Origin of the sequence: Corallococcus interemptor (assembly GCF_003668875.1) — a bacterium.
Lineage (GTDB): Bacteria > Myxococcota > Myxococcia > Myxococcales > Myxococcaceae > Corallococcus > Corallococcus interemptor.
Genome location: NZ_RAWM01000165.1, coordinates 1 through 17,834, shown reverse-complemented (window position 1 = coordinate 17,834; position 17,834 = coordinate 1). Strand labels below are relative to the sequence as shown.

The following is a 17,834-nucleotide window of genomic DNA, read 5'->3' as shown; positions in this document are numbered from 1 at the left end:
TCTACTTCCGCACCACGGACGTGACGGGCACGGTGAAGCTGCCGGACAACGTCGAAATGGTCATGCCGGGCGACAACATCGCCATCGAGGTGGAGCTCATCACCCCGGTCGCGATGGAGAAGGAGCTTCGGTTCGCGGTTCGTGAAGGCGGCCGCACGGTGGGCGCGGGCGTCGTGGCTGAAATCATCGCGTAGTTCTCAGGCCATCAGCTCCTGGGGAGGGCCCAAGGGGGCCATTCCCGGGAGCCGGTGGGAATCCAGTTGCAACCCATGGGGTGTGGTGGTACACACCGCGCCCCTTCGTTCCGAAGAAACGGTTCTCTGAAATCCAGGCGTTGACGGGCGTACCGCCTCACGGTTCCCAGAGGTCGTTCAAAGAGGTTCTTGCGAATGGCGACACAGAAGATCCGCATCCGGCTGAAGGCGTACGACTCGAAGCTCCTGGACCAGAGTGCTGGGGAGATCGTCGAGACGGCCAAGCGCACGGGCGCCAAGGTGGCCGGTCCGATCCCCCTGCCGACGCGCATCAACAAGTTCACCGTGTTGCGTTCGCCGCACGTGGACAAGAAGAGCCGCGAGCAGTTTGAGATCCGCACGCACAAGCGCCTGCTCGATATCCTCGAGCCGACCCAGCAGACGCTGGACGCGCTGATGAAGCTGGATCTGTCTGCCGGCGTTGACGTCGAGATCAAGTCCTAGGAAGCGGGATGGCGTCGGAGTGGTTTCACTCTGACCCCCGAGGAAAGTGCCATGGCGAAGTTTGACGTAGTCGACCTGGATTTGAAGAAGGTGTCGGAGATCGAGCTCTCCGACGAGATCTTCGGCGCCGAGCCGAACACCCACCTGTTCTACGAGGTGGCGAAGATGCAGCAGATCAACCGGCGCCGCGGCACGGTCGGGGTGAAGAACACCTCGCTCGTCAGCGGCGGCGGCAAGAAGCCCTGGAAGCAGAAGGGCACCGGCCGCGCCCGTCAGGGCTCGATCCGCGCCTCCCACTGGGTGGGCGGCGGCAAGGCGATGGCCCCCAAGGCCCGCGACTACTTCTACCGGCCGCCCCGCAAGGTCCGCCGCGGTGCCCTGCGCGCCGTGCTGTCCCTGCGCGCCCGGGAGAAGCAGCTCATCATCCTGGACGGCTTCAAGCTGGACGCCCCGAAGTCCAAGCAGGCCTTCGAGGTGCTCACGCGCCGCATGAAGCTCCAGAACGCGCTGGTCATCGACGAGCGTGGCAACACCAACCTGCACCGCAGCGTGCGCAACCTGGCGAAGTTCGACGTGCTGCCGCCCGAGGGTCTGAACCTCGAGTCCGTGCTCAAGCACTCGCACATCGTCCTGACTTCCGCCGCCGCGAAGGCGCTCGAGGGGTCGCTGTCATGAACCTGAACGACGTCATCAAGGGCCCGCTCATCACGGAGAAGCTGGACAAGGCCCGGGAGAAGTTCCGCCAGTACTCGTTCATCGTGGACCGCAAGGCCACGAAGCACGACGTGTCCCGCGCGGTCCAGTCCCTGTTCAAGGTCACGGTGGAGGGTGTTCGCACCAACATCGTGCGTGGCAAGACGAAGCGGGTGGGCAAGAGCATCGGCCAGCGCCCCAACTTCAAGAAGGCGGTCGTCACCCTCAAGGAAGGTGACAAGATCGAACTCTTCGAAGGGGGAGCGGTCTGACGCCACTGGCGTACAGATCCGCCTGAGAGGAACACACCATGGGCATCAAGAAGTACAAGCCGACAAGCGCCGCCCGCCGTCTGATGACGGTGTCCGACTTCGCGGACATCACCAAGGACTCGCCGGAGAAGGCCCTCACCGAGCCGCTCAAGCGTTCCGGCGGCCGCAACGTCCACGGCCACATCACCCGCCGTCACCAGGGTGGCGGTCACAAGCGTCGCTACCGCACCATCGACTTCAAGCGTCGTGACAAGGACGGCGTGCCGGCCAAGGTGGTCGCGGTCGAGTACGACCCGAACCGCACGGCCAACATCGCCCTCCTGCACTACGCGGACGGCGAGAAGCGCTACATCCTGGCCCCCGTGGGCCTGGCCGTGGGCGACACCGTGTTCGCCGGCGCCACCGCCGACATCCGGCCGGGCAACAGCCTGCCGCTGCAGAACATCCCGGTGGGTACGATCATCCACAACGTGGAGCTGAAGCCGGGCCGTGGCGCCCAGGTCATCCGCTCCGCGGGCACCTCCGGCCAGCTGATGGCGAAGGAGGAGCGCTACGCCCAGGTCCGTATGCCCTCGGGCGCCGTGCGCAAGGTGCTCATCGAGTGCCGCGCCACCGTGGGCCAGGTGGGCAACATCGAGCACGAAATCATCCGCATCGGCAAGGCGGGTAAGAGCCGCTGGCTGGGCATCCGTCCCACCGTCCGCGGTCTGGCCATGAACCCCGTTGACCACCCGCACGGTGGTGGTGAGGGTAAGTCCGGCCAGGGTAACCCGCACCCGGTGTCTCCGTGGGGCAAGAAGACCAAGGGCCTCACCACGCGCACCAACAAGCGCACCGACAAGTTCATCGTGAGCGGCCGCCGCCAGGGCGCGCGCAGCCAGTAAGAGGATTTGAAACATGGCTCGTTCGATCAAGAAGGGTCCGTTCGTTGACGATCACCTCCTCAAGAAGATCGAGGGGATGATCGCCGCGAACAAGAAGGCGGTCGTCAAGACCTGGTCCCGGCGCTCCACGATTCTCCCTGAGTTCGTGGGTCACACCTTCGCCGTTCACAACGGCAAGAAGTTCATTCCGGTGTTCGTCACGGAGAACATGGTGGGCCACAAGCTCGGCGAGTTCGCTCCTACGCGCACCTTCGGTGGGCACTCGGCGGAGAAGAAGGTCGCCAAGGCCCCGGGCAAGTAGCCCGTTCGCACGCCTGAGAGCCTGAGGAGATGACCATGGAGTCGACTGCACATCTGCGTCACCTGCGCATGAGCCCGCGCAAGCTGTCCCTCGTCGCGGCGCTCATCCGGGGCAAGCCTGTTGAGGCCGCCCTGAACATCCTGAAGTTCACCCCGCGCGCTGCTGCGCGGCCGGTGGAGAAGCTCATCAAGAGCGCCGTCGCCAACGCGACGGATCTGTCCAAGGGGCAGGTCGACGTGGATACCCTCTACGTCAAGACCATCTCCGTGGACCAGGCCGCCACCCAGCGCCGGTTCATGCCGCGCGCCATGGGTCGCGCGACGCCCATCCAGAAGAAGTCTGCCCACGTCCACGTCGTGCTGGCCGAGGCCAAGAAGTAGGACCCGTCGGGCCCCGCCCGGACGCACCAAGGAGATTCAGTTTGGGACAGAAAGTACATCCGATCGGGTTCCGGCTCGGCGTCATCAAGACCTGGGACTCCAAGTGGTTCGAGCACAAGAACTACGCCCAGTGGCTCCACGAGGACATCCGCATCCGCGAGTTCGTGAAGAAGTCGCTGAACCACGCGGGCGTGTCCAAGGTGGAGATTGAGCGCGCCGCCAACAAGGTGAAGGTCAACGTCCACACCGCGCGTCCGGGCATCGTCATCGGCAAGCGCGGCGCTGGCATCGAGACCGTCAAGAAGGACCTGCAGCAGTTCACCAAGAACGAGGTCTTCCTGAACATCGTCGAGGTCCGCAAGGCCGAGACCGACGCGCAGCTCGTGGCGGAGAACATCGCCACGCAGCTCGAGCGCCGCATCGCCTTCCGCCGCGCCATGAAGAAGGCGCTGCAGACCGCGATGAAGTTCGGGGCCAAGGGCATCCGCGTGGCCTGCTCGGGCCGCCTGGGTGGCGCCGAGATGGCCCGCTACGAGTGGTACCGCGAGGGCCGCGTGCCCCTGCACACCCTCCGCGCGGACATCGACTTCGGCTTCGCCGAGGCCAAGACGACCTACGGCAAGATTGGCTGCAAGGTCTGGATCTGCAAGGGCGAGGTCCTCCCCGGCAAGGGCGGCCAGGCCCCCCAGGCCACCAACCGGTAAGACGCCCCTGTGGGGTGGGCCCTGAAAAGCCCGCCCTGCATGCGAGGCACGAAGGACATCGACCATGCTTCAGCCTGCTCGAACCAAGTACCGCAAGATGCAGAAGGGCCGCATGTTCGGCTCGGCCCACCGCGGCAGCGACCTCACCTACGGTGAGTTCGGCCTGGTGAGCCTCCAGCCGGGATGGATCACCTCGCGCCAGATCGAGGCGGCCCGTATCGCGATGACGCGCCACGTGAAGCGCGGCGGCAAGATCTGGATCCGGATCTTCCCGGACAAGCCCATCACGAAGAAGCCCGCCGAGACCCGTATGGGTACCGGTAAGGGTGGCGTGGAGTACTACGTCGCGGTCGTCAAGCCGGGACGCGTGCTCTACGAGATGGAGGGCATGACGCAGGAGATCGCCACCGGTGCGCTGAAGCTGGCGCAGGCGAAGCTGCCGGTGCTCACCAAGATCGTGCGCCGCAGCGAGCTCTCGCTGTAGTCACGCACCGCACGGGACGGGCGCTCCACCTGGTGACAGGGGAGGGCGCCCGCCTCCCGCGCCGAGGAGACCAAGATGGCGACTGCGAAGGAACTGAAGGAACTGTCGACGGACGACCTGCAGAATCGCGCGAAGGAGCTGCGCGACACGCTGGTCCAGGATCGGCTCAAGCGTCGGACCGGCTCGCTGGACAGCCCCGCTGAGGGCGTGCAGCACCGCCGTGATCTGGCCCGCATCCTCACCGTCCTGGGCCAGAAGGCTCGGGCCGCGAAGGCGGGGTAGTAGTAGCAGTGCATCCGCGGGCATCCGGGCTCACCCGGTGTCCGTGGCCATCCGGGCAGAGGGCCCGGGTGCATGACAGACAGTGAGAACCAACATGGCTGAAGCGACCGAAACGCCCGCTGCCGAGACCTCCACCCGGGGTCGTCCCAAGACCCGCGTGGGCATCGTCACCTCCAACAAGATGCAGAAGACGGTGGTCGTCACCGTCCAGCGTCGCGCTCCCCACCCGAAGTACGGGAAGATCATGAGCCTGCGCGAGAAGTACAAGGCGCACGTCGAGGATCACGACTACCCGAAGAAGGTCACCATCAACGAGGGTGACCGGGTGCGCATCGCCGAGACCAAGCCCGCTTCGAAGGACAAGCGTTGGCGCGTGGTCGAGGTGTTGGAGAAGAGCAAGAACGTCTAGGTAGGCCACACCGCGTCCGTGCGCCATGAAGCGCGTGGACGGGTTCGAGCAAGAGGAGACTTCACATGATTCAGATGCAGAGTGTGCTCGATGTGGCCGACAACTCGGGCGCCAAGAAGGTGTTTTGCATCAAGGTTCTCGGCGGCTCCAAGCGCAAGTATGCCTCCATCGGCGACGTGATTGTCGTGTCGATCCGCGAGGCCCTGCCCAACTCCAAGGTGAAGAAGGGTGACGTGGCCAAGGCCGTCATCGTCCGCACCCGTCGCGAGGTGGGTCGTGCGGATGGCAGCTACATCAAGTTCGACGGCAACTCGGCGGTCCTCATCAACAAGGACCTGGAGCCCATCGGGACGCGCATCTTTGGGCCGGTTGCCCGTGAGCTGCGTGCCCGCAAGTTCATGAAGATCATCTCGCTGGCGCCCGAGGTCCTCTAAGAGGACGCAGGCCTGACGGCGAACAGCCAGAGTGAGGAAGCCATGCAGAAGCTGAAAGTCGGTGACACCATCCAGGTCATCTCCGGGTCTGAGCGCTCGGAGAAGACGCCGGCGACCAAGCGCGGCAAGGTGCTGAAGGTTGACCGCGAGGCGGGCCGCGTGACGGTCGAGGGCCTGCGCCTGGTCAAGCGCCACCTGCGCAAGACGCCGCAGTCCCCCGAGGGCGGCATCATCGAGAAGCCGGGCACCATCGCGCTCTCGAACGTCCAGGTGGTCTGCGCCAAGTGCGACAAGCCGACTCGCGTCGGCATCCGCAAGGAGGGGGAGTCCTCCAAGCGGTTCTGCAAGCAGTGTGACGCCCTGATTGACTAGGGGTCGGTGTTCGGGCATGTATGCGCGCCCCTTGCCCCACCAGGTGGTGGGGCAGGCGGGCGTGCACGTCCAGAGGGCTGAAATGGTTGTTCCCTCCGGGTGTTTCCACGTTCTAGACGTAGGACTGATCGGACGCGCTGGGTCCATGACGGCGCTCCGAAGCAGAGGACTGAAAAATGGCTGACGAGAAGAAGGCCGACTCGAAGGAAAAGAAGAGCAAGAAGCGCGGCAAGGAAGAAGCCAAGAAGGTCGGCTTCGCCGCGAACATCGAGGAGGGCCTCAAGGCGCGCTCGGCGCGCCTCAAGGACCGCTTCCGCGCGGAAGGCGTTCCTTCGCTCATGAAGGAGCTGGGGCTCAAGAACCCCATGGAAGTGCCGCGGCTGGAGAAGATCGTCGTCAACATGGGTCTGGGCGAGGCGCTCGCCAACAACAAGATCCTGGAGTCGGCGGTGGACCAGCTCGCAGCCATCACCGGTCAGAAGCCGGTCGTGACCCGCGCGCGCAAGTCCATCGCGAACTTCAAGCTGCGCCAGGGCCAGGCCATCGGTGCCGCCGTCACGCTGCGCGGCGACCGCATGTTCGAGTTCATGGACCGCCTCATCACCGTCGCGCTGCCGCGCGTGCGTGACTTCAAGGGCGTGTCCCCGAAGGCTTTCGACGGCAAGGGCAACTACACCCTCGGCGTGCGCGAGCAGATCATCTTCCCTGAAATCAACTACGATCAGATCGAAAAGGTGAAGGGGCTCAACATCAGCTTCGTCACCACCGCCCGGAACGACGAGCAGGGCCTCGCGCTGATGCGTCACTTCGGCATGCCGTTCCGTCAGTAACCGAGCCCAGGACTCCCATCGATCATGGCCAAGCTCTCCAAGATTGCCCAGGCGAAGCGCAAGCTGAAGTTCCCCGTGCGTCAGTACAACCGCTGCGGTCTGTGCGGTCGTCCTCGCGCCTTCCTGCGCAAGTTCAAGATGTGCCGTATCTGCCTGCGTCACCGCGCCTTGCGCGGTGAGATCACCGGCGTCACCAAGTCGTCCTGGTAGGCGCTGGACCCGGAACCCCGTCCCTGTCCTGAAGAGGGCAGGGCGGTCTGCGGTGGAAGTAGAAGGGTAGTGGCGGTCGTCGCGAACCCCCGGGATGGGCCCGGCAGGCGCGGTGGCCGCGAGCGCGGTGTGTCCCCCTGGGACCGCTGCTTTGCTTGAAGGTGCTTCATGCCGGTCAATGATCCCGTCGGCGACATGCTGACCCGCCTGCGCAACGCCTCGCGTGCGCGGCACGACAAGGTCGTCATCCCCCACTCGAAGCTCAAGGTGGAGATCGTCAAGGTCCTCAAGGACGAGGGCTACATCGGGGATTTCGCCATCCACGAGGTCGCGCCGCAGAACGAGATCACCGTTCAGCTGAAGTACGGCCCGGACCGCAGCCCTGCCATCACCGGCATCCGCCGCGTGTCCAAGCCCGGCCTGCGCCGCTACGTCGCGGTGCGCGATATCCAGCCGGTGCTCGGTGGCATGGGCATCTCCATCCTCTCCACCTCGCGCGGCATCCTGGTGGACACCGAGGCCCGGAAGCAGAAGGTCGGCGGCGAGCTGCTCTGCACGGTCTACTAGCCAGGAGCCTGGGGGATGTGCTCCGCGAGGAGCGCGCCCCGGGCGACGACAGCACGAGGCAATCATGAGTCGGATTGGAAAACTGGCGATCAAGCTTGGTGACAAGACGAAGGTCAACGTCGCCAACCAGCAGGTCAACTTTGACGGCCCCAAGGGCAAGCTGTCCGTCAAGCTCCCCGCCAAGGTGAAGGTGGAGGTGAAGGACGGCCAGGTGACGGTGCAGCGCGAGGACGATTCTCGCGAAGCCCGCAGCCTGCACGGCCTCACGCGGACCATCCTCGCCAACGCGGCGAAGGGTGTCTCCACGGGCTTCGAGCGGCGCCTGGACATCCGCGGCGTTGGTTTCCGCGCGGAAGTGAAGGGCAAGGCCATCCACTTCTCGCTCGGTTACTCCCACCCGGTGGTGTTCAACCTGCCGGAGGGCGTGACGGCGGAAGTCGACAAGGTCTCCCGCACCGAGGACAGCCTTCCCACGGTGGGGCTCACGCTCCGCTCGGCGGACAAGGAGGCCCTGGGCGCCACGGCGGTCAACATCCGCTCGCTGCGTCCGCCGGAGCCCTACAAGGGCAAGGGCATCAAGTACTCCGAGGAGCGCATCCGTCGCAAGGAGGGCAAGACCGGTACGACCTAGTCGTCGCCGCGTCTTCGCCGAGCATTCAACCCCGCCGGACCTTGAGGTCTGGCGGAATCATCCGGCGGCGGAAGGCCGCATCGCCGCCGGACGGAAAAGGAAGCAGCCATGTCCAAGACTGTCGATCAGCGCCTCAAGAGGAAGAACCGCATCCGCAAGAAGCTCTCCGGCACCACGGAGCGTCCGCGGCTGTCGGTCTACAAGAGCCTCAAGCACATCTACGCCCAGGTGGTGGACGACTCCACCGGCCGCACGCTGGCGTTCGCGTCGTCCCTGTCCAAGGAGCTGAAGGGCAAGGACGAGGGCGACAAGAAGGCCGACGCGAAGCGCGTGGGCTCCCTCATCGCGGAGAAGTGCAAGGCCGCCAACGTCGATGCGGTGGTGTTCGACCGCAACGGCTTCCCTTACCATGGGCGCATCGCCGCCGTGGCTGACGCCGCGCGCGAGGCCGGCCTGAAGTTCTAGGTACCAGAAAGGAATTCCTCAAGTGGCAACTCCGATCAATCCGAACGATCTGGACCTGACCGACCGCGTGGTGAATATCAACCGCGTGGCCAAGGTGGTGAAGGGTGGCCGCCGGTTCTCGTTCGCCGCGCTCGTCGTGGTGGGCGATGGCAACGGGCACGTGGGCGTGGGCCTGGGCAAGGCCAACGAGGTCCCCGAAGCCATCCGCAAGGGCGGCGAGAACGCGAAGAAGAACCTGTTCCGCGTTCCGCGCATGGGTCACACCATCCCGCACGAGATCCTGGGGCACTTCGGTGCCGGCTGGGTACTCCTGAAGCCGGCCTCCGAAGGTACGGGCGTCATCGCCGGTGGCGCGGTGCGCGCGGTGCTGGAGGCGGCGGGCATCCGCAACATCCTGACCAAGAGCCAGGGTTCGCGGAATCCGCACAACGTGCTGAAGGCCACGGTTGCGGGCCTGAAGCTGCTGCGCAGCGCGGAGCAGGTCGCGCGGCTGCGTGGCAAGGACGTCGAGACCCAGAAGCTCGCGGGCGAGGCGAGGGGCTAGTCATGGCGCTCAAGGTTAAGCTGACGAAGAGCTACTCGGGTTCTTCCGAGGACATGCTGGCCACCATCAAGGGCCTCGGTCTGAAGAAGTTCGGCGACGAGCGGCTGTTGAAGGACACCCCGGCGGTGCGCGGCATGGTGTTCAAGGTGAAGCACCTGGTCTCCCTGGAGACGGTCAGCCAGGAGGCCCCGGCGCCCAAGCGCCGCAAGCCCCGGAAGATTGTCGCCCGGGACCGCGCCCTGGAGCGCCTGGCCGCCACGGCCAAGGCCTGAGAACTGAGGATTCGACATGAGCATCCTGACCAATCTGAAGCGCCCTGAGGGCTCCTGGCACCGCAAGAAGCGCGTGGGCCGTGGCCAGGGTAGCGGCCTGGGCAAGACGGCCGGCCGCGGCGGCAAGGGCCAGAAGGCCCGCTCCGGCAACATGCGGTTCGAAGGCTTCGAAGGCGGCCAGAGCCCGCTGCAGCGCCGTCTGCCGAAGTTCGGCTTCAACCCGCCCAACCGGACCTCCTACGCCATCGTCAACCTGGGCGACCTGGAGCACGTGTTCGACGCGGGCGCCATGGTGGACGAGGCCGCGCTGAAGCAGGCGGGCCTGGTCAAGGGCCGTTATGACGGCATCAAGGTCCTGGCGCACGGCGAACTCGCCAAGAAGCTCACCGTGAAGGTGAACAAGGTGTCCGCGGCGGCTCGCGAGAACATCGAGAAGGCGGGCGGCTCCGTGGAGGAGCTCCCCCTGATGGCGCACAAGCCGGAGTCGGCCGCCAAGGCCCACGCCGGCAAGGGCGTCAAGGCTCCTCGCCAGCCCCGGGCGTAGGCGTGACCGGCGCGCATCACGGCAGTGTGGTGCGCGCCTCCAGCCTTGTGTAGGCTTCCGCGCCCCTTTCCGGAACCGGAGAGGGGCGTTTGTTGTTGCTGGCAGAACCTCTTGAAGAGGATGGCATTACCGTGGCCCTGAACGCCTTCGCCAACGTCTTCCGCATCGCGGAGCTGCGCAGCCGGCTTGCGTACACGCTCGTGCTGCTGTCCGTCTACCGCATCGGCATCTTCATCAACACGCCGGGCGTGGACCGCTCCGCGATGAACGCGTTCATGGACGCCCAGAAACAATCGGGCGGCCTCGTGTCGCTGTTCAACCTCTTCTCCGGCGGCGCGCTGGAGCAGATGTCCATCTTCGGTCTGGGCATCATGCCGTACGTGAGCGCCTCCATCATCATCCAGCTCCTCGCGGTGGTGGTGCCCAGCCTGGAGCGCCTGCAGAAGGAAGGCGCCGCGGGCCGCCAGAAGATCAACCAGTACACGCGCTACGGCAGCATCCTGCTGTCGGTCGTGCAGGGCGTGGGCATCTCGCGGTGGCTGGCCTCGCTGGGCCGCTCCGACGCGGGGCAGGGCGGCTTCAACCAGGTGGTGGTGCCCAACGACAACCTCTGGTTCACCTTCATGACGGTGGTGAGCCTCACGGCGGGCACGGCCTTCATCATGTGGCTGGGCGAGCGCATCACCGAGCGCGGCATCGGCAACGGCATCTCGCTCATCATCTTCGCGGGCATCGTGGCGCGTGTGCTGCCCGGCGCGAAGCAGCTGCTGGACCTGACGACGCAGGAAGTGGTGAACGTGGCCGCGGTGCTGGGCCTGCTCTTCTTCATGCTCCTCATCATCGGCGTGGTGGTCTACGTGGAGCGGGGCATGCGGCGCGTGCCCATCCAGTACGCCAAGCGCATGGCGGGCCGTCGCATGTTCGCGGGCCAGGCCACGTACTTCCCCATGAAGGTGAACGCCTCGGGCGTGATTCCCCCCATCTTCGCCGGCGCGGTGCTGTCCTTCCCGGCGACGCTGGGCGCGTGGTTCCCCTTCCTGCAGGGCTTCCAGCGCGGCATCGAGGGCAACCTCTGGGTCTACAACGGCCTGTTCGTGCTGCTGGTGGTGTTCTTCTCCTACTTCTACACGGCGCTGACCTTCCGGCCGGATGACGTGGCGGACAACATCAAGAAGCAGGGTGGCTACATCCCCGGCATCCGCCCGGGCCGCCAGACGGCGGAGTTCATCGAGCGCACGCTCAACCGCCTCACGTTCGGTGGCGCCATCTACCTGGCCATCATCTGCGTGATTCCGTCCGTCATCAGCAGCGTGCTGGGCGTGCGGTTCACCTTCGGCGGCACGGCGCTCCTCATCGTGGTGGGCGTGGCGCTGGACACGGTGCAGCAGATCGAAGGCCACCTCATCAGCCGCAACTACGAAGGCTTCGCGGGTCCGCGCGGTCCGCGCATCCGTGGTCGGGTCCGCGTGGCGGCCTGACGGCAGTCGGTTGTGTTCCGGGCGCCTCTCCCCATTGGTGGGGAGGGGCGCCTCGTCGTTCAAGGGTGGACGTAGGTACAAAGGAGCGACATGAACCTCATCCTCTTGGGGCCGCCGAACGCCGGGAAGGGAACCCAGGCGAAGAAGCTCTACGCGGACTTCCAGATTCCGCAGATCTCCACCGGCGACATCCTCCGCAAGGCCGTGAAGGAGGGCACGCCGCTGGGCAAGGTGGCCGGGCCGCTGATGGCCGCGGGGCAGTACGTCCCGGACGACGTCGTCATCGGCATCGTGGAGGAGCGGCTGAAGGAGCCGGACGTGGCCCAGGGCTTCGTGCTCGACGGCTTCCCCCGCACCCCGGGACAGGCGGACGCGCTGGACCGGATGCTGGAGCGGCTGGGCAAGCAGCTCAACGCAGTGGTGTCGCTCGAGGTCCCGCACTCAACGTTGGTCGAGCGTGGCTCGGGCCGGCGGGTGTGCCCCAATGACGGGGCCGTCTACCACGTCACCCAGAGCCCCCCGAAGCGCGCGGGCCTGTGCGACAAGTGCAGCACGGAGCTCGTGCAGCGCCCGGACGATACGCCGGAGGTCATCGAGAAGCGCCTCCAGAAGTACGACGCGGAGACGTCCCCCCTGAAGGACTTCTACGCGAAGAAGGGGCTGCTCAAGAGCGTGGACGGCGTCGGGTCTCCAGAGGGCATCTACGAGGAGATCAAGAAGGCCGCCGGCCGTCCTGCCTGAACCAGGGCAGGCAGCGGGGCGGGGGCAGGGCCGGTCCGGACTGCCGCCCCACCGGTCGCGGGTTCCCACAGTGCAGCAGGCCGGTAGGGAAAGGGGCGCATGAACCCGGTGGAGCTCAAGAGCCCCGACGAGATCGCCCTGATGCGGGAGGCGGGCCGGATCGTCTGTGAAATCCTCGATGAGCTGGAGAAGGCGGTGGCCCCTGGCGTCTCCACCTGGGACCTGGACGCCCTGGCGGAGAAGCTCATCGCGCAGAAGGGGGCCAGGCCGGCGTTCAAGGGCTACCACGGCTTCCCGGGCGTCCTATGCGCCTCCGTGAATCAGGAGGTCGTCCACGGCATCCCCAACCGCAAGCGCCGGTTGGTGGCCGGGGACCTGATGAAGCTGGACTTCGGGGTCGCCTACCGGGGGTTCTTCGGGGACTCGGCGCGCACGGTGCCGGTGGGGAAGGTGAGTGGGGAGGCCCAGGCCCTGGTGGACGCCACCCGGCAGTCGCTGGAGAAGGCCATCCAGGTGATGCAGCCGGGCAACCGGATTGGCGACATTGGCCACGCGGTGCAGCGCCACGTGGAGTCGAGGGGGTTCTCCGTGGTCCGGGACTTCACGGGGCACGGGATTGGACGGAAGCTGCACGAGCCGCCCCAGGTTCCCAACTATGGGCAGCCGGGGGCGGGGATGAAGCTGCGGCCGGGCATGGTCCTGGCGGTGGAACCGATGGTGAACCAGGGAACGCCCGACGTGGAGGTCCTGGAAGACGAGTGGACGGCCGTCACCGTGGACGGCAAGTTGTCCGCCCACTTCGAGCACACCATCCTGATCTCGGAGCGGGGGCCGGAAGTGTTGACCCGGCGGGGATGAAGGGCCGGACGCCGGGTGAAATAGGGTGATGTCAGAAGGTGTTGATAGATGTCCAGATTTCAGATCGCGCGGCGCTTGCTACTTACGGACCAAAGTGTTATCCCGCCGCGCTTCCAGAAGGTTCGTGGTCCGGGAAGAAGGTTGACGCTTGCCGAAGGATGATTCCATCGAAGTCGAGGGGACCGTCATGGAACCCCTACCGAACGCGATGTTCCGCGTGGTGCTGGACAACGGCCACAAGGTGCTCGCGCACATCTCGGGCAAGATGCGGATGCACTTCATCCGTATCCTCCCGGGCGACAAGGTGAAGGTCGAGTTGTCGCCGTATGACCTGACCCGCGGCCGGATCACGTACCGGGCCAAGTAATTTCGGGCCGGCCGCCTGTGCGGACCGGCTGTTGTGCTTTTCTCCGCTGCTGAAGGAAGGAAGTTCGCTCCATGAAGGTTCGGGCGTCCGTCAAGAAGATCTGCGACAAGTGCAAGGTTGTTCGCCGCAAGGGCATCGTGCGCGTCATCTGCGCCTCCAACCCCCGGCACAAGCAGCGCCAGGGCTAAGAGTCCCCAGGGACTCTTGGCCTCAGACCAACTCCAAACGAAGGAAGACCGAAGATGGCTCGTATCGCCGGCATCGATCTGCCGCCCAACAAGCGTGCGGTGATCTCGCTTCAGTACATCTACGGGATCGGTAACAAGACCGCGCACGACATCATCACCGAGGCGGGCATCGATCTCACCACCCGGACCAAGGACCTCACCGAGGACCAGGCCCGAAAGATCCGTGAGATCATCGAGGCCAAGTACAAGGTCGAGGGTGACCTCCGGCGTGAAGTGACCATGAACATCAAGCGGCTGATGGACCTGGGTTGCTACCGGGGCCTGCGTCACCGCAAGGGTCTTCCGGTCCGCGGCCAGCGCACCCACACCAACGCGCGTACCCGCAAGGGTCCCAAGCGCGGCATCGTTCGCGCGAAGCCGGCCGCTCCGGCCCGCTAAACCCTCTGGCGCCCGCAGCCTCGCTTCGTGTGAGGCGCGGGCGTTGATCACCTACTCCCAGGAGCAGCGATTCACATGGCTGACGAGATCAATACCGCCGCCGCGCCGGCCGGTGCCGAGGGTGGCGAGACCCCTGCGGCGAAGAAGAACAAGCGCAAGGGCAAGAAGAACATCCTGAACGGCGTGGTCCACATCCAGTCCACGTTCAACAACACCATCATCACGATCACGGATGTGTCCGGGAACGTGATCTCCTGGTCGTCGGCCGGGGCGCGCGGCTTCAAGGGCAGCCGCAAGTCCACGCCGTTCGCGGCGCAGGTGGCCGCTGGCGACGCCGCGGCGAAGGCGATGGAGCACGGCCTGAAGACCGTGACGGTGTTCGTGAAGGGCCCGGGCGCGGGCCGTGAGTCGGCGCTGCGCGCGCTGGCCGCCGCCGGCCTGAAGATCAGCCTCATCCGCGACGTGACGCCCATCCCGCACAACGGCTGCCGTCAGCCCAAGCGCCGCCGCGTCTAATCACCGCTTCGGGCCGGGGACCTGCCTCGCGGCGGGCCCGGCTCCAGACCATCTGCAAGGAGAGTTTCCGTGGCTCGTTATACCGCGAGCGCCTGCCGTATCTGCCGGCGCGAGAACCTGAAGATGTACCTCAAGGGCGACCGTTGCTACACGGACAAGTGCGCCATCGAGCGCCGCCCCTATCCCCCCGGTCAGCACGGCCAGGGCCGCGTGAAGTTCTCCGGCTACGGCGTGCAGCTGCGCGAGAAGCAGAAGGTCAAGCGCATGTACGGCCTGCTCGAGAACCAGTTCCGCGGGTACTACCACCGCGCGTCCGCGGCCAAGGGCAAGACGGGTGAGAACCTGCTGCAGCAGCTGGAGCTCCGCCTGGACAACGTGGTGTTCCGCATGGGCTTCGCGGACACGCGCAACGAGGCGCGCCAGCTGGTGCGTCACGGTCACTTCCAGGTCAACGGCCGCCGGGTGAACATCCCGTCGTTCGCCGTGAAGCCGGGCAGCGCCGTGGAAGTCGCCGAGAAGAGCCGCAAGGTGCTCCGCATCTCCGAGGCGCTGGAGACGGTGGACCGCCGTGGCGTGCCGCAGTGGATCGACCTGGACAAGAAGGCGTTCAAGGGCACGGTCAAGACGGTCCCGAACCGCGAGGACCTGACCATGCCCATCCAGGAGCAGCTCATCGTCGAACTGTACTCGAAGTAAGCAGGGATGCCGGGCCCGCCTCGCGGTGGGCCCCTCCCGCGGTGGACGCCCTGGCCGACGAGGCCGGGGCGTCGTCGCTTTGTCGCCTGTCGTTTCATCGCCTGGAGGGTGCGTCCTGCGCGCGCCGGGCGAGGTTGTTAGGCAGTCCCCCCGCGTGCCCGTCCTCCCGTCACCCTGACGGGGAAGTGGGTGATGGCGCACGACCAGAGGAGCAGTCCCCATGGCCGACACGTTTGTTGCGAAGAACTGGCGCGACCTCATCAAGCCGCGCCGCATGGAAGTGGACCAGGACTCGCTGAGCCCCACGTACGGCAAGTTCGTGGCGGAGCCGCTGGAGCGCGGCTTCGGGACGACGCTGGGCAACTCGCTGCGGCGGGTGCTGCTGTCGTCGCTGCAGGGCGCGGCCATCACCTCCGTGAAGATTGAGGGCGTGGACCACGAGTTCACGACCATCCCCGAGGTGGCCGAGGACGTCACGGACGTCGTGTTGAACCTGAAGGAGGTCCTCCTCCGGATGCACACGAACGAGACGAAGACGCTGCGTATCGAGGTGGAAGGCCCCAAGGAAGTGAAGGCGGGCGACCTCATCGCGGACCAGGACGTGGAGATCCTCAACCCGGGGCACCACATCTGCACCGTGTCCGAGGGTGGCAAGGTGCGCATGGAGCTGACGTGCCGCCGGGGCCGGGGCTACGTGCCGGCGTCCACCAACAAGGTGGCGGGCGCGCCCATCGGGACCATCCCCATCGACTCGCTCTTCTCGCCCATCCGCAAGGTGAACTACCAGGTCACCAACGCGCGCGTCGGTCAGGTCACGGACTACGACAAGCTGTCGCTCGAGATCTGGACGGACGGCTCCGTGGTGCCGCAGGACGCGGTGGCGTACGCGGCGAAGATCATCAAGGAGCAGCTCACGGTGTTCGTGAACTTCGACGAGACCGAGGAACCGGTCGTCGCCGAGGCGCCGAAGGAAGAGGCGAAGCTCAACGAGAACCTGTTCCGCTCGGTGGACGAGCTGGAGCTGTCGGTGCGCTCCGCCAACTGCCTGCAGCAGGCGAACATCAAGTCCATCGGTGACCTGGTCCAGCGCACCGAGGCGGAGATGCTCAAGACGAAGAACTTCGGCCGCAAGTCCTTGAAGGAGATCAAGGAGATCCTCGCGGAGATGGGCCTGTCGCTGGGCATGAAGCTGGAGAACTGGCCGCCGAAGAACGCGCCGGCTCCCGCGGCCCCCAAGGCCTAGAGCGTCGTCGTTTCCTGAAGCACCTGCCCTGGCTGCCCACCGACACGGCTTCACGGTGGCGCGAAGGCAGGGGGCCCTGGTACACAGGGCCCGATTCAACGACGGCCCCTGTGTCGGGGCCGTCCTTCCCACCCGGTACCTGATACGGCCGGAGTGGTGGGGTTCTCGGACAGAGGCCCCGGAGCACGCGCATGCGCCATAAGGTCGGACAGAGGAAGCTGCACCGCACCACGAGCCACCGTCTCGCGATGCTGAACAACATGGTCACGTCCCTGCTGGAGCACGGGGCCATCCGCACCACCGTTCCCAAGGCGAAGGAAGTCCGTCCGCTGGCCGAGCGCATCATCACGCTCGCGAAGCGCGGTGGCCTGTCCAACGTGCGCCTCGCTGCCCGCACCGTGAAGGACCGCACGGTCCTCCAGAAGGTGTTCAGCGAGTACAAGGAGCGTTACGCCTCCCGTCCGGGTGGCTACACCCGCATCGTGCGCCTGGGCTTCCGCCGTGGCGACGCCGCGGAGATGGCCCTCATCGAGCTGGTGGACCGTCCCGCGAAGGCTCCGGCCGCCGCCGAGACGACCGAGGCTCCCGCCGCCGAGGCGAAGACCGAGGGTTGAGCCGTTCCCCGCGCCCGGGTCTCGCGTGAGTGAGGCCCGGCCGGACTGAAGAAGCACCCAGGGCGCCTTCCTGCTTCAGGAGGGCGCCCTTCGTGTTTTTCCGGAGGCTATTTCTTCGGCGCCAAGAGGCGCTTCCACTCCTCCTGGAGGGAGGGCGTGAGGTCGGCGTTGTCGTCCGCGCTCTTCATGGTCAGCGCCTGGAAGCGGAGGTCCGCGGGCGCGGCGCCGCCGCTCTTGCCCAGCAGCTGCTTGGGCGTGATGGTGACGAAGTTGCCGGGCTGCACCTCCGCCACCACCGCCTTGTACTCGTTGTTCACGGTGATGATGACGTCGCGCCAGACGTCCTTGCTCTCGTTCCAGATGGTGACGGAGGGCCGGTCCAGCTTGTCGCTGAGCACCAGGCGCGCGTCCATGTCACCCGTGTCCAGGGAGCTGCCCGGGCACGCGATGCCGAGGCTGGCGACGGACAGGACGAGCCAGCCCGCGACGATGCCGGCCTTGTACTTGAAGAAGCGGTCGCTCGCGCGGAAGTCCGCGAGCTGCTCCTTCAGGATGGAGAAGGCGTTGAGGACGACGTTGGACGTCTCCGCCGCGACGCGCTTGCCCAGCGGGCCCTCCGTCTTGGGCTTCTCCAGCGGGGCCGCGCGGGCGGCGCTCACGGCGCGCATGCCGGGGCTGGTGGCCGCGCGGGGCTGGGTGCCGGGATTGGAGGGCGGCGG

Annotated in this window: 32 protein-coding genes; 31 read left to right on the top strand and 1 reads right to left on the bottom strand. The window is 66.2% G+C overall.

The genetic code is table 11. The features are described from left to right. From D7X96_RS35210 to rplQ, 31 genes are all read left to right on the top strand, one after another. On the top strand, nucleotides 1-194 hold a 194-nt coding region (locus tag D7X96_RS35210; RefSeq protein WP_500681240.1), incomplete at its 5' end, for an EF-Tu C-terminal domain-related protein. A gap of 195 nt (nucleotides 195-389) precedes the next feature. Then, entirely contained in the window at nucleotides 390-698 is a 309-nt protein-coding gene (gene rpsJ / locus D7X96_RS35205; RefSeq protein ID WP_002633608.1) for a 30S ribosomal protein S10, read from the top strand. Nucleotides 699-749: 51 nt separating this feature from the next. Further along, entirely contained in the window at nucleotides 750-1,373 is a 624-nt protein-coding gene (gene rplD, locus D7X96_RS35200) for a 50S ribosomal protein L4 (RefSeq protein ID WP_120523549.1), read from the top strand. Beyond that, nucleotides 1,370-1,663: a 50S ribosomal protein L23 gene (locus D7X96_RS35195; RefSeq protein WP_120523548.1), complete on the top strand. Its 294-nt coding sequence runs from the start codon at nucleotides 1,370-1,372 to the stop codon at nucleotides 1,661-1,663. Before rplD ends, D7X96_RS35195 begins: the two co-directional genes overlap by 4 nt. A 38-nt stretch (nucleotides 1,664-1,701) precedes the next feature. Then, on the top strand, nucleotides 1,702-2,547 hold the full coding sequence (gene rplB / locus D7X96_RS35190; protein ID WP_121771718.1) for a 50S ribosomal protein L2: 846 nt from the start codon (nucleotides 1,702-1,704) through the stop codon (nucleotides 2,545-2,547). Nucleotides 2,548-2,560: 13 nt separating this feature from the next. Then, the gene (gene rpsS / locus D7X96_RS35185) at nucleotides 2,561-2,848 is read left to right on the top strand and encodes a 30S ribosomal protein S19 (protein ID WP_014395864.1); all 288 of its coding nucleotides are present in this window, start codon (nucleotides 2,561-2,563) and stop codon (nucleotides 2,846-2,848) included. 35 nt (nucleotides 2,849-2,883) lie between these two features. Beyond that, complete coding sequence (gene rplV, locus D7X96_RS35180) at nucleotides 2,884-3,228, top strand: 50S ribosomal protein L22 (protein ID WP_014395865.1); 345 nt, start codon at nucleotides 2,884-2,886, stop codon at nucleotides 3,226-3,228. A 41-nt stretch (nucleotides 3,229-3,269) separates the two neighbouring features. After that, nucleotides 3,270-3,932 carry a 30S ribosomal protein S3 gene (gene rpsC / locus D7X96_RS35175; RefSeq protein ID WP_014395866.1) on the top strand — a complete coding sequence of 221 codons (663 nt, stop codon included), beginning with the start codon at nucleotides 3,270-3,272 and terminating at the stop codon, nucleotides 3,930-3,932. 64 nt (nucleotides 3,933-3,996) lie between these two features. Beyond that, the gene (gene rplP, locus D7X96_RS35170; RefSeq protein WP_014395867.1) at nucleotides 3,997-4,416 is read left to right on the top strand and encodes a 50S ribosomal protein L16; all 420 of its coding nucleotides are present in this window, start codon (nucleotides 3,997-3,999) and stop codon (nucleotides 4,414-4,416) included. 75 nt (nucleotides 4,417-4,491) lie between these two features. Continuing rightward, the gene (rpmC, locus tag D7X96_RS35165; RefSeq protein ID WP_120552133.1) at nucleotides 4,492-4,698 is read left to right on the top strand and encodes a 50S ribosomal protein L29; all 207 of its coding nucleotides are present in this window, start codon (nucleotides 4,492-4,494) and stop codon (nucleotides 4,696-4,698) included. An 82-nt stretch (nucleotides 4,699-4,780) separates the two neighbouring features. After that, nucleotides 4,781-5,107: a 30S ribosomal protein S17 gene (gene rpsQ, locus D7X96_RS35160; protein ID WP_169821648.1), complete on the top strand. Its 327-nt coding sequence runs from the start codon at nucleotides 4,781-4,783 to the stop codon at nucleotides 5,105-5,107. Between the two features lie 65 nt (nucleotides 5,108-5,172). Continuing rightward, nucleotides 5,173-5,541, top strand: coding sequence for a 50S ribosomal protein L14 (gene rplN, locus D7X96_RS35155; RefSeq protein ID WP_014395870.1), 369 nt, complete (start codon nucleotides 5,173-5,175; stop codon nucleotides 5,539-5,541). 42 nt (nucleotides 5,542-5,583) lie between these two features. Continuing rightward, nucleotides 5,584-5,913 carry a 50S ribosomal protein L24 gene (gene rplX, locus D7X96_RS35150; RefSeq protein ID WP_014395871.1) on the top strand — a complete coding sequence of 110 codons (330 nt, stop codon included), beginning with the start codon at nucleotides 5,584-5,586 and terminating at the stop codon, nucleotides 5,911-5,913. 176 nt (nucleotides 5,914-6,089) lie between these two features. Beyond that, on the top strand, nucleotides 6,090-6,743 hold the full coding sequence (gene rplE / locus D7X96_RS35145; RefSeq protein ID WP_120552132.1) for a 50S ribosomal protein L5: 654 nt from the start codon (nucleotides 6,090-6,092) through the stop codon (nucleotides 6,741-6,743). Between the two features lie 24 nt (nucleotides 6,744-6,767). Further along, nucleotides 6,768-6,953, top strand: a complete 186-nt coding sequence (locus D7X96_RS35140) for a type Z 30S ribosomal protein S14 (RefSeq protein ID WP_014395873.1) — start codon at nucleotides 6,768-6,770, stop codon at nucleotides 6,951-6,953. Between the two features lie 168 nt (nucleotides 6,954-7,121). Continuing rightward, nucleotides 7,122-7,520, top strand: a complete 399-nt coding sequence (gene rpsH, locus D7X96_RS35135) for a 30S ribosomal protein S8 (RefSeq protein WP_120552131.1) — start codon at nucleotides 7,122-7,124, stop codon at nucleotides 7,518-7,520. Nucleotides 7,521-7,584: 64 nt separating this feature from the next. Next, nucleotides 7,585-8,151: a 50S ribosomal protein L6 gene (gene rplF, locus D7X96_RS35130; RefSeq protein ID WP_120552130.1), complete on the top strand. Its 567-nt coding sequence runs from the start codon at nucleotides 7,585-7,587 to the stop codon at nucleotides 8,149-8,151. Nucleotides 8,152-8,259: 108 nt separating this feature from the next. Continuing rightward, nucleotides 8,260-8,616 (top strand): 50S ribosomal protein L18, encoded by a 357-nt coding sequence (gene rplR, locus D7X96_RS35125; RefSeq protein WP_014395876.1) that lies wholly within the window; start codon nucleotides 8,260-8,262, stop codon nucleotides 8,614-8,616. A 22-nt stretch (nucleotides 8,617-8,638) separates the two neighbouring features. Next, nucleotides 8,639-9,160, top strand: a complete 522-nt coding sequence (gene rpsE / locus D7X96_RS35120; RefSeq protein ID WP_014395877.1) for a 30S ribosomal protein S5 — start codon at nucleotides 8,639-8,641, stop codon at nucleotides 9,158-9,160. Nucleotides 9,161-9,162: 2 nt separating this feature from the next. Next, entirely contained in the window at nucleotides 9,163-9,432 is a 270-nt protein-coding gene (rpmD, locus tag D7X96_RS35115) for a 50S ribosomal protein L30 (RefSeq protein WP_120552129.1), read from the top strand. A 16-nt stretch (nucleotides 9,433-9,448) separates the two neighbouring features. Beyond that, entirely contained in the window at nucleotides 9,449-9,976 is a 528-nt protein-coding gene (gene rplO / locus D7X96_RS35110; RefSeq protein ID WP_120552128.1) for a 50S ribosomal protein L15, read from the top strand. A 131-nt stretch (nucleotides 9,977-10,107) separates the two neighbouring features. Further along, nucleotides 10,108-11,454, top strand: a complete 1,347-nt coding sequence (gene secY, locus D7X96_RS35105; RefSeq protein WP_120552127.1) for a preprotein translocase subunit SecY — start codon at nucleotides 10,108-10,110, stop codon at nucleotides 11,452-11,454. 90 nt (nucleotides 11,455-11,544) lie between these two features. Continuing rightward, the gene (locus D7X96_RS35100; protein ID WP_120552126.1) at nucleotides 11,545-12,195 is read left to right on the top strand and encodes an adenylate kinase; all 651 of its coding nucleotides are present in this window, start codon (nucleotides 11,545-11,547) and stop codon (nucleotides 12,193-12,195) included. Nucleotides 12,196-12,294: 99 nt separating this feature from the next. Further along, nucleotides 12,295-13,053 carry a type I methionyl aminopeptidase gene (map, locus tag D7X96_RS35095; RefSeq protein WP_120552125.1) on the top strand — a complete coding sequence of 253 codons (759 nt, stop codon included), beginning with the start codon at nucleotides 12,295-12,297 and terminating at the stop codon, nucleotides 13,051-13,053. A gap of 148 nt (nucleotides 13,054-13,201) precedes the next feature. Further along, on the top strand, nucleotides 13,202-13,420 hold the full coding sequence (gene infA / locus D7X96_RS35090) for a translation initiation factor IF-1 (protein ID WP_002614803.1): 219 nt from the start codon (nucleotides 13,202-13,204) through the stop codon (nucleotides 13,418-13,420). Between the two features lie 71 nt (nucleotides 13,421-13,491). Then, a complete protein-coding gene (gene rpmJ, locus D7X96_RS35085; protein WP_002633586.1) occupies nucleotides 13,492-13,608 on the top strand; it encodes a 50S ribosomal protein L36 in 117 nt (38 codons plus the stop codon). 54 nt (nucleotides 13,609-13,662) lie between these two features. Then, complete coding sequence (rpsM, locus tag D7X96_RS35080; protein WP_120552124.1) at nucleotides 13,663-14,046, top strand: 30S ribosomal protein S13; 384 nt, start codon at nucleotides 13,663-13,665, stop codon at nucleotides 14,044-14,046. A gap of 75 nt (nucleotides 14,047-14,121) precedes the next feature. Then, nucleotides 14,122-14,562 (top strand): 30S ribosomal protein S11, encoded by a 441-nt coding sequence (gene rpsK, locus D7X96_RS35075; protein WP_120523531.1) that lies wholly within the window; start codon nucleotides 14,122-14,124, stop codon nucleotides 14,560-14,562. A 69-nt stretch (nucleotides 14,563-14,631) separates the two neighbouring features. Continuing rightward, the gene (gene rpsD, locus D7X96_RS35070) at nucleotides 14,632-15,258 is read left to right on the top strand and encodes a 30S ribosomal protein S4 (RefSeq protein ID WP_014395885.1); all 627 of its coding nucleotides are present in this window, start codon (nucleotides 14,632-14,634) and stop codon (nucleotides 15,256-15,258) included. Nucleotides 15,259-15,478: 220 nt separating this feature from the next. Continuing rightward, nucleotides 15,479-16,501, top strand: coding sequence for a DNA-directed RNA polymerase subunit alpha (locus D7X96_RS35065; RefSeq protein ID WP_120552123.1), 1,023 nt, complete (start codon nucleotides 15,479-15,481; stop codon nucleotides 16,499-16,501). 191 nt (nucleotides 16,502-16,692) lie between these two features. Beyond that, entirely contained in the window at nucleotides 16,693-17,115 is a 423-nt protein-coding gene (gene rplQ / locus D7X96_RS35060) for a 50S ribosomal protein L17 (RefSeq protein WP_120552122.1), read from the top strand. A 107-nt stretch (nucleotides 17,116-17,222) separates the two neighbouring features. On the opposite strand, the gene D7X96_RS35055 is transcribed toward rplQ, so the two are convergent. Continuing rightward, on the bottom strand, nucleotides 17,223-17,834 hold a 612-nt coding region (locus tag D7X96_RS35055; protein ID WP_306449849.1), incomplete at its 5' end, for a hypothetical protein.